We start from the raw sequence: 6834 nt of genomic DNA, 5'->3' as shown, positions 1-6834 counted from the left end.
GGGTTAGAGGATGGGGGGTGGGGAGTAGGTGGCGGGGTGGGGGTGGGATTGGACGATTTTGGTGATCCTGGCGGTGACTGCCTGGATCTGGGCGGGGGCGGCGCCTACGAAGGCGGCGCGGTCGGCTACCAGGGCGTCGATCTCGGGACGGGTCAGGCCCAGGCGGCTGTCGGCGGCCAGGCGGTCGAAGAGGTCGTTGTCGGGGGTGCCCTTCTCCCGCATCGCCAGGGCGACCGCGACGGCGTGCTCCTTGATCGCCTCGTGGGCGGTCTCCCGGCCCACACCCCGGCGGACGGCGGCCACCAGGATCTTGGTGGTGGCCAGGAACGGCAGGAACCGCTCCAGCTCCCGGTTGATCACCGCCGGGTACGCGCCGAACTCGTCAAGCACGGTGAGGAACGTCTGGAACAGGCCGTCGGCGGCGAAGAAGGCGTCCGGCAGGGCCACCCGGCGCACCACCGAGCAGGAGACGTCGCCCTCGTTCCACTGGTCACCGGCCAGCTCGCCGACCATCGACAGGTAGCCCCGGATGATCACCGCGAAGCCGTTCACCCGCTCCGACGAGCGGGTGTTCATCTTGTGCGGCATCGCGCTGGAGCCGACCTGGCCCGGCTTGAACCCCTCGGTGGCCAACTCCTGACCGACCATCAGCCGGATCGTGGTGGCAAGCGACGACGGTGCCGCCGCCACCTGCGCCAGCGCGGAGATCACGGCCAAATCGATCGAGCGCGGGTACACCTGCCCCACACTGTCCAGCACCCGGCTGAAGCCGAGGTGCTCGGCAACCCGCCGCTCCAGTTCGGCGACCTTGTCCGCGTCGCCGTCGAAGAGGTCGAGCTGGTCGGCGGCGGTACCCACCGGCCCCTTGATCCCGCGCAGCGGGTACCAGGCGATCAGGTCCTCCAGCCGCTCGTACGCGATCAGCAGCTCCTCGGCGGCCGACGCGAAGCGCTTGCCCAGCGTGGTGGCCTGCGCCGCCACGTTGTGCGAACGGCCGGCCATCACCACGTCGGCGTACTCGTGGGCGTGCCAGGCGAGCCGGGCCAGCGTGGCCACCACCCGGTCCCGGATCAGCTCCAGCGAGCGGCGCACCTGGAGTTGCTCGACGTTCTCGGTGAGATCCCGGGAGGTCATCCCCTTGTGCACGTGCTCGTGCCCGGCGAGCGCGCTGAACTCCTCGATCCGGGCCTTCACGTCGTGCCGGGTGACCCGTTCCCGCGCCGCGATCGAGGCCAGGTCGACATCGTCGAGCACCCGCTCGTACGCCTCGACCACCCCGTCCGGCACCGGCACGCCCAGGTCCCGCTGGGCCCGCAGCACGGCCAGCCAGAGTCGCCGTTCCAGCCGGATCTTCTCCTCCGGCGACCAGAGAGTGACCAGCTCGGGCGAGGCGTACCGGTTGGCCAGCACGTTGGGAATCATCGTCACGGACCCATTCTTGCGATACCGCGGCGCGGCCACCCGCGCGGGTCCGGCCGGATATACTGCTTTCGCAAGTCGTATATAGGGGGGTGCTCAATGACCAAGATCTTGGTGGACGTCGACGACGAGGCACTGGCCGACGCGGCCGCCGCGTTCGGCACCAAGACCAAGAAGGACACCGTCAACGTCGCCCTGCGTGAAGCGGCGGCACGATTGCGCCGCGCCCGGGCGCTCGCCGAGCTGAGCGACCGGGCCGAGGCGGGCGATTTTGACGAACTCTTGGAGAAGACGACCTACCGGGCATGAGCTACGCGGAGTATCTCGTCGACACCAGTGCGCTCGTCCGGCTGCTGCGGGATCCGACTGTACGGGCTCGCTGGGAGCAGCCACTCGTCGCCGGCCTGCTCGCCGTCTGCCCGCTGGTCGAGTTGGAGTTCCTCTACTCGGCCCGCTCGGCCAGCGACCGCGCCAGACTGATGGCGCTACTCCGTACCGTGTTCAGTTGGGTGCCGGTATCGGAACGGGGCTACGAACGGGCGGCCGAGATCCAGAGCGAGTTGACCGACCGAGGCGCCCACCGCTCAGCCGGAGCAGTCGACCTGCTGATCGCCGCGACCGCCGAATATCACGGGCTGTCCCTGCTGCACTTCGACCGCGACTTCGACCAGATCTCGACCGTGACCGGCCAGCCGATGCGCTGGTTGGCCCCCGCCGGCAGCATCAAGTAAGTCCGCTGATCTGCGTTCAGGGCACATCCCGACTCCTGATGGGCCGCGATACCGTGCAACCACAGCGTTTACGGTCCCGTATACTCAATTGATGACGACGATGATGCGGGTCAGCCTGGAGACCCGGGAGCAGGTGCTCCGGGTCGCCGCCGAGGACTTCGGCGGGGTGACCGCCGACGAAGCAGTCAAGCGCCTGCTGGAGGAGCACTGGCGGGCCAAGGCGGTCGCCGCGATGGACCACTATCGCGCGGTCGACCCGGACGGCTGGGCGGAGTTCCTCGTCGAATCGGAGGAGTGGCACCGGGCCGAGGCGCCCGTCGGTGACCCGTGGAACGAGCAGGAGTGAGCCGGATCCGACCGTGGGAGGTCTGGTGGCTCGACTTCGACCCGACCGAAGGCCGCGAGCAGGCCGGGCAACGACCGGCCCTGGTCGTGTCGTCCCGTTTCCATCTTGATCTGACCGCAGGCGCGCTGGTCAGCGTGCTGCCGTTGACGACCCGGGAGCGACCCGGCTGGCTGCACCGGGTGGCGATCGAGGTGCCCGGCGGGCGGACGGGGTGGGTCATCACCGAGCAGGTGCGGACGGTGCCGGCAAGCCGGCTGACCGGCCGCGGGCCGGTGTACCGGCTGAGCCCGGAGCAGGTGACTGACGTGCGCCGGGTACTCCGACAGATGATCGACCTGTGAGCCGGCTGCGCACCGGTTCCGCAGGGCCCGGACAATCACTCCACCTCTGGCGACGCACGTCCCGTCTCAGCCTCCGGCTCAGCGCTCCAGGATCGCTGTCACACCCTGGCCGCCGGCCGCGCAGATCGAGATCAGCCCGCGTCCGCTGCCCTTCTCGGCCAGCAGTTTGGCCAGGGTGGCGACGATCCGGCCGCCGGTGGCGGCGAACGGGTGACCGGCCGCCAGCGAGGAACCGTTCACGTTGAGCTTGTCGGTGTCGATGGCACCGAGCGGGGCGTCCAGGCCGAGCCGGTCCTTGCAGAACTCCGGCGACTCCCAGGCCGCCAGGGTCGCCAGCACCTGCGAGGCGAACGCCTCGTGGATCTCGTAGTAGTCGAAGTCCTGGAGAGTGAGCCCGGCCCGGTCGAGCAGCCGGGGCACCGCGTACGCCGGTGCCATCAGCAGCCCCTCCTCGCCGTGCACGAAGTCCACCGCGCCCGTTTCGGACCAGGAGAACCAGGCCAGCACCGGCAGGTTGTGCTCGCGCGCCCAGTCCTCGCTGGCCAGCAGCACGGTGGAGGCGCCGTCGGTGAGCGGAGACGAGTTGCCGGCGGTCATGGTGGCCCGTTCGGCGTCCGGCCCCTTGGCGCCGAAGACCGGCCGCAGCGTGCCCAGTTTCTCCAGGGTGGTGTCCGGGCGCAGGTTCTGATCGCGGGTCAGGCCCAGGTAGGGCGTCATCAGGTCGTCGAAGAAGCCCTTGTCGTACGCGGCGGCCAACCGCTGGTGCGACCGCAGCGCCAACTCGTCCTGCGCCTGCCGGTCGACGTTCCAGCGCAGCGCGGTCTGCGCGGCGTGCTCGCCCATGGACAAGCCGGTACGCGGCTCGGCGTTGCGGGGGACCTCCGGCCTGAACGGCTGGGCCGGGCGCAGTTTCGCGGCGATCCGGAGCCGCTCGCCGAGCGTGCGGGCGGAGTTGAGCTTGAGCAGGGTGCGGCGCATGTCCTCGTTGACCGCGAGCGGCGCGTCGGAGGTGGTGTCGACGCCACCGGCGATGCCGACGTCGAGCTGACCGAGGGCGATCTTGTTGGCGACCAGGATGACGGCCTCCAGTCCGGTGCCGCACGCCTGCTGGATGTCGTACGCCGGGGTGCGCGGGTCGAGCTTGGAGCCGAGCACCACCTCGCGGGTGAGGTTGAAGTCCTTTGCGTGCTTGAGCACCGCACCGGCGACGACCTCGCCGACCCGCTGCCCGGCCAGGCCGAACCGGGCGATCAGCCCATCCAGTGCGGCACCGAGCATGTCCGAGTTGGCGGCGCTGGCGTAGCGCGAGTTGGAGCGGGCGAAGGGGATCCGGTTGCCACCGATGACCGCGACCCGTCGAACGTTCTGCACGATCCGCCTCCTCGAAAGTGTTGCCCGCACCTTACTCACCAGTAGGCTACGCCTATGACCGACAGGTATGCGAGCTTCGTCCAGTCGGGGGCCGGGCGGGCGCTGGTCAAGCGCCTCGGGCTGCCCGATCCGCCGCGACTGCGCCGGCACGCACCCGGCGAGCCGATTCTGCCCGGGCTGGTCCTGCTCGGTGCCGCCACCGGCGGGCGGCTCACCGAACCGGTCGGCAAGGCGCTGGCCGCCGCCGGGCTCGCGCTGCGCGACCCGGCCACCGCGGTGCCCGATCCGGCAACCGGTCGTACGCCGGAGAGCGCCGCTCTCGTCTTCGACGCTACCGGCATCACCGAGTCGTCCCAACTGCGCCAGCTCTACGACTTCTTCCACCCGCAGGCCCGAGCGGTGCAGCCCAACGGCCGGGTGATCGTGCTGGGCACCCCGCCGGCCGAGTGCGGCACGCCCCGGGAGGCGACCGCCCAACGGGCACTGGAGGGGTTGACCCGCAGCATCGGCAAGGAGTTCGGTCGCGGCATCACCGCGCAGCTGGTGTACGTCACGCGAAACGCCGACGCGGGGACCTGGACCAGCCTGGAGGCGACCCTGCGGTTCCTGCTGTCGGGTCGTTCCGCGTACGTGTCGGGGCAGGTCATCCGGGTCGGTGCCGGCCAGGCCACCGCTCCGGCCGACTGGGACCGCCCACTCGACGGGCAGGTGGTGCTGGTCACCGGCGCGGCCCGGGGCATCGGCGCGGCGCTGGCGCGGGTGCTGGCCCGCGACGGGGCGACCGTGGTGGCGCTGGACGTGCCGGCCGCCGGGGACGAGTTGGCCGCGGTGGCAAACGAGATCGGCGGCAGCGCCGTGCAGCTCGACCTGACCGCCGCCGACGCACCGGCCCGGCTCGCCGAGCACCTGGCCAGCCGGCACGGGCGGGTGGACGTGGTGGTGCACAACGCCGGCATCACCCGGGACAAGACCCTCGGCCGGATGGACGCCGACCGGTGGGACCAGGTCATCGACGTCAACCTGTCCAGCCAGGAACGGATCAACGACCTGCTGCTGGAGCGCGGATTGGTCCCGGCCGGCGGGCGGATCATCGGTGTCTCCTCGATCGCCGGGATCGCCGGCAACCGGGGCCAGACCAACTACGCCACCAGCAAGGCCGGGGTCATCGGGCTTGTCGACTCGCTCGCCCCGGCGCTGCGCGAGCGGCAGATCAGCGTCAACGCGGTCGCCCCCGGATTCATCGAGACCCGGCTGACCGCCCGGATCCCGCTGGCGCTGCGGGAGGCCGGCCGCCGGATGAACAGCCTCTCGCAGGGCGGATTGCCGGTGGACGTCGCGGAGACGATCGGCTGGCTCGCCTGGCCGGCCTCCGGTGCGGTGAGCGGCAACGTGGTCCGGGTCTGCGGCCAGAGCCTGCTGGGGGCGTGATGGCCAGGCGTAAACGCGGGGACGAGCCGAGCGACGATCTCTCGGTCGGCGAGCTGATCGACGGGCCGACCGAGATCCTGACCCCGGAGATCCGGGCCGCCGCGCTCGCCCGACGGGCGGACGGCGACGACCTGGAGGCCACCCGCGACCTGTCCCACCTCGCCCCGGGCGGCGGGCACTCCAACCCGTCGACGGATCAGCCGGCGCAGACGAGCCACGCCGGCACGCGGGCAGCCGGTGCCGCTGTCGGTGGCCCGGCCGGTGCTGCGGCCGCCCCTGGCGACCCCGCAATGCGGGCCCGGGTGGAACTGTCCCGGGTGCCGGCGGCCGGGCCGCTGTACCGGCGGGCGCTGCTGAACGCGGTGCCGGGGCTGGGTGGCCGGCGCGCCGCCGCGGTACCGGCGGTGGAGTTGGCCGTCGCCGGGGTGACGGTCGATCCGGAGCTGCTGGCCGACTACGACCGGGTTTGCGGGTTCCGCCTCGCCGACCGGCTGCCCGCTACCTTCCCGCACGTCATGGGCTTTCCGTTGGCGCTGCGTCTGATCACCGCACCGGACTTCCCGATCCCGCTGACCGGGGTGGTGCACGTCGGCAACCGGATCACGGTACGCCGACCGGTCACCGTCACCGACCGGCTGGACTTCACCACCTGGGCCGAGAATCTGCGCCCGCACGACCGGGGGCGGCAGCTGGACGTCGTACTCGTCGGGTCGGTCGACGGCGAGGAGGTGTGGCGCGGCGTCTCGACGTACCTCGGCCGGCAGCGCACCCCGGACGGCGGCGAGCGGCGCGACCACGGTGAGCGGCCCGCACCGCCGGCCGCCACCGCCCGCTGGACCGTCACGCCCCGGGTGGGTACGGACTACGCGCGGGTCTCCGGCGACCACAACCCGATCCACACCTCGTGGCTGGGCGCGCGGCTGCTCGGCTTCCCCCGGCCCATCGCGCACGGCATGTGGAGCAAGGCGCGGTGCCTCGCGGCACTGGAGAGCCGGCTGCCCGATGCGTACACGGTGGACGTGGTGTTCAAGTTGCCGGTGCCGCTGCCCGGCGCGGTGGCCTTCAGCGCCACCGCGCTCGATCCGGGCTGGGATTTCAGCCTGTACGACCGGCGGGGTCGCCCGCATCTGGCGGGCACCATCCGCTGAGCGGGGCCGGGCACTTGCCCGGCCCCGCCTTTTCAGCTAGGTTCTTCTCA

The 6834-nt window shown here is 71.6% G+C and carries 8 protein-coding genes; 6 read left to right on the top strand and 2 right to left on the bottom strand.

Annotated features, from left to right (window positions below):
* Positions 1 to 3: 3 nt before the first annotated feature.
* Positions 4 to 1428 carry an adenylosuccinate lyase gene (gene purB, locus KBX00_RS02635; RefSeq protein WP_210822767.1) on the bottom strand — a complete coding sequence of 475 codons (1425 nt, stop codon included), beginning with the start codon at positions 1426 to 1428 and terminating at the stop codon, positions 4 to 6.
* Between the two features lie 90 nt (positions 1429 to 1518).
* Between purB and KBX00_RS02630 the strand changes: the two genes are divergently transcribed.
* From KBX00_RS02630 to KBX00_RS02615, 4 genes are all read left to right on the top strand, one after another.
* Positions 1519 to 1728, top strand: coding sequence for a type II toxin-antitoxin system VapB family antitoxin (locus tag KBX00_RS02630; RefSeq protein ID WP_210822765.1), 210 nt, complete (start codon positions 1519 to 1521; stop codon positions 1726 to 1728).
* Positions 1725 to 2150, top strand: coding sequence for a PIN domain nuclease (locus KBX00_RS02625; RefSeq protein WP_210822763.1), 426 nt, complete (start codon positions 1725 to 1727; stop codon positions 2148 to 2150). The genes KBX00_RS02630 and KBX00_RS02625 overlap by 4 nt, the downstream gene beginning before the upstream one ends.
* Before the next feature lie 91 nt (positions 2151 to 2241).
* A complete protein-coding gene (locus KBX00_RS02620) occupies positions 2242 to 2496 on the top strand; it encodes a hypothetical protein (RefSeq protein WP_210822761.1) in 255 nt (84 codons plus the stop codon).
* On the top strand, positions 2493 to 2837 hold the full coding sequence (locus tag KBX00_RS02615) for a type II toxin-antitoxin system PemK/MazF family toxin (RefSeq protein ID WP_210822759.1): 345 nt from the start codon (positions 2493 to 2495) through the stop codon (positions 2835 to 2837). Before KBX00_RS02620 ends, KBX00_RS02615 begins: the two co-directional genes overlap by 4 nt.
* A gap of 78 nt (positions 2838 to 2915) precedes the next feature.
* On the opposite strand, the gene KBX00_RS02610 is transcribed toward KBX00_RS02615, so the two are convergent.
* Positions 2916 to 4208, bottom strand: coding sequence for an acetyl-CoA C-acetyltransferase (locus KBX00_RS02610; RefSeq protein WP_210822757.1), 1293 nt, complete (start codon positions 4206 to 4208; stop codon positions 2916 to 2918).
* A gap of 54 nt (positions 4209 to 4262) precedes the next feature.
* Between KBX00_RS02610 and KBX00_RS02605 the strand changes: the two genes are divergently transcribed.
* Complete coding sequence (locus KBX00_RS02605) at positions 4263 to 5636, top strand: 3-oxoacyl-ACP reductase (RefSeq protein WP_210822755.1); 1374 nt, start codon at positions 4263 to 4265, stop codon at positions 5634 to 5636.
* 290 nt (positions 5637 to 5926) lie between these two features.
* Positions 5927 to 6784, top strand: a complete 858-nt coding sequence (locus KBX00_RS02600) for a MaoC/PaaZ C-terminal domain-containing protein (RefSeq protein ID WP_301547246.1) — start codon at positions 5927 to 5929, stop codon at positions 6782 to 6784.
* Positions 6785 to 6834 lie beyond the last annotated feature (50 nt).

It is taken from the genome of Micromonospora sp. C95 (assembly GCF_018070465.1).
Lineage (GTDB): Bacteria > Actinomycetota > Actinomycetes > Mycobacteriales > Micromonosporaceae > Micromonospora.
The sequence above is the reverse complement of the archived record's forward strand: the minus strand, read 5'-3'. Positions and strand labels throughout refer to the sequence as shown.

What these genes read in the sequence shown, in the direction of transcription:
- KBX00_RS02625 (WP_210822763.1), top strand. Translation starts at nt 1,725, where the DNA reads ATGAGCTACGCGGAGTATCTCGTCGACACCAGTGCGCTCGTCCGGCTG.
- KBX00_RS02605 (WP_210822755.1), top strand. Translation starts at nt 4,263, where the DNA reads ATGACCGACAGGTATGCGAGCTTCGTCCAGTCGGGGGCCGGGCGGGCG.
- KBX00_RS02600 (WP_301547246.1), top strand. Translation starts at nt 5,927, where the DNA reads ATGCGGGCCCGGGTGGAACTGTCCCGGGTGCCGGCGGCCGGGCCGCTG.
- KBX00_RS02620 (WP_210822761.1), top strand. Translation starts at nt 2,242, where the DNA reads ATGACGACGATGATGCGGGTCAGCCTGGAGACCCGGGAGCAGGTGCTC.
- KBX00_RS02630 (WP_210822765.1), top strand. Translation starts at nt 1,519, where the DNA reads ATGACCAAGATCTTGGTGGACGTCGACGACGAGGCACTGGCCGACGCG.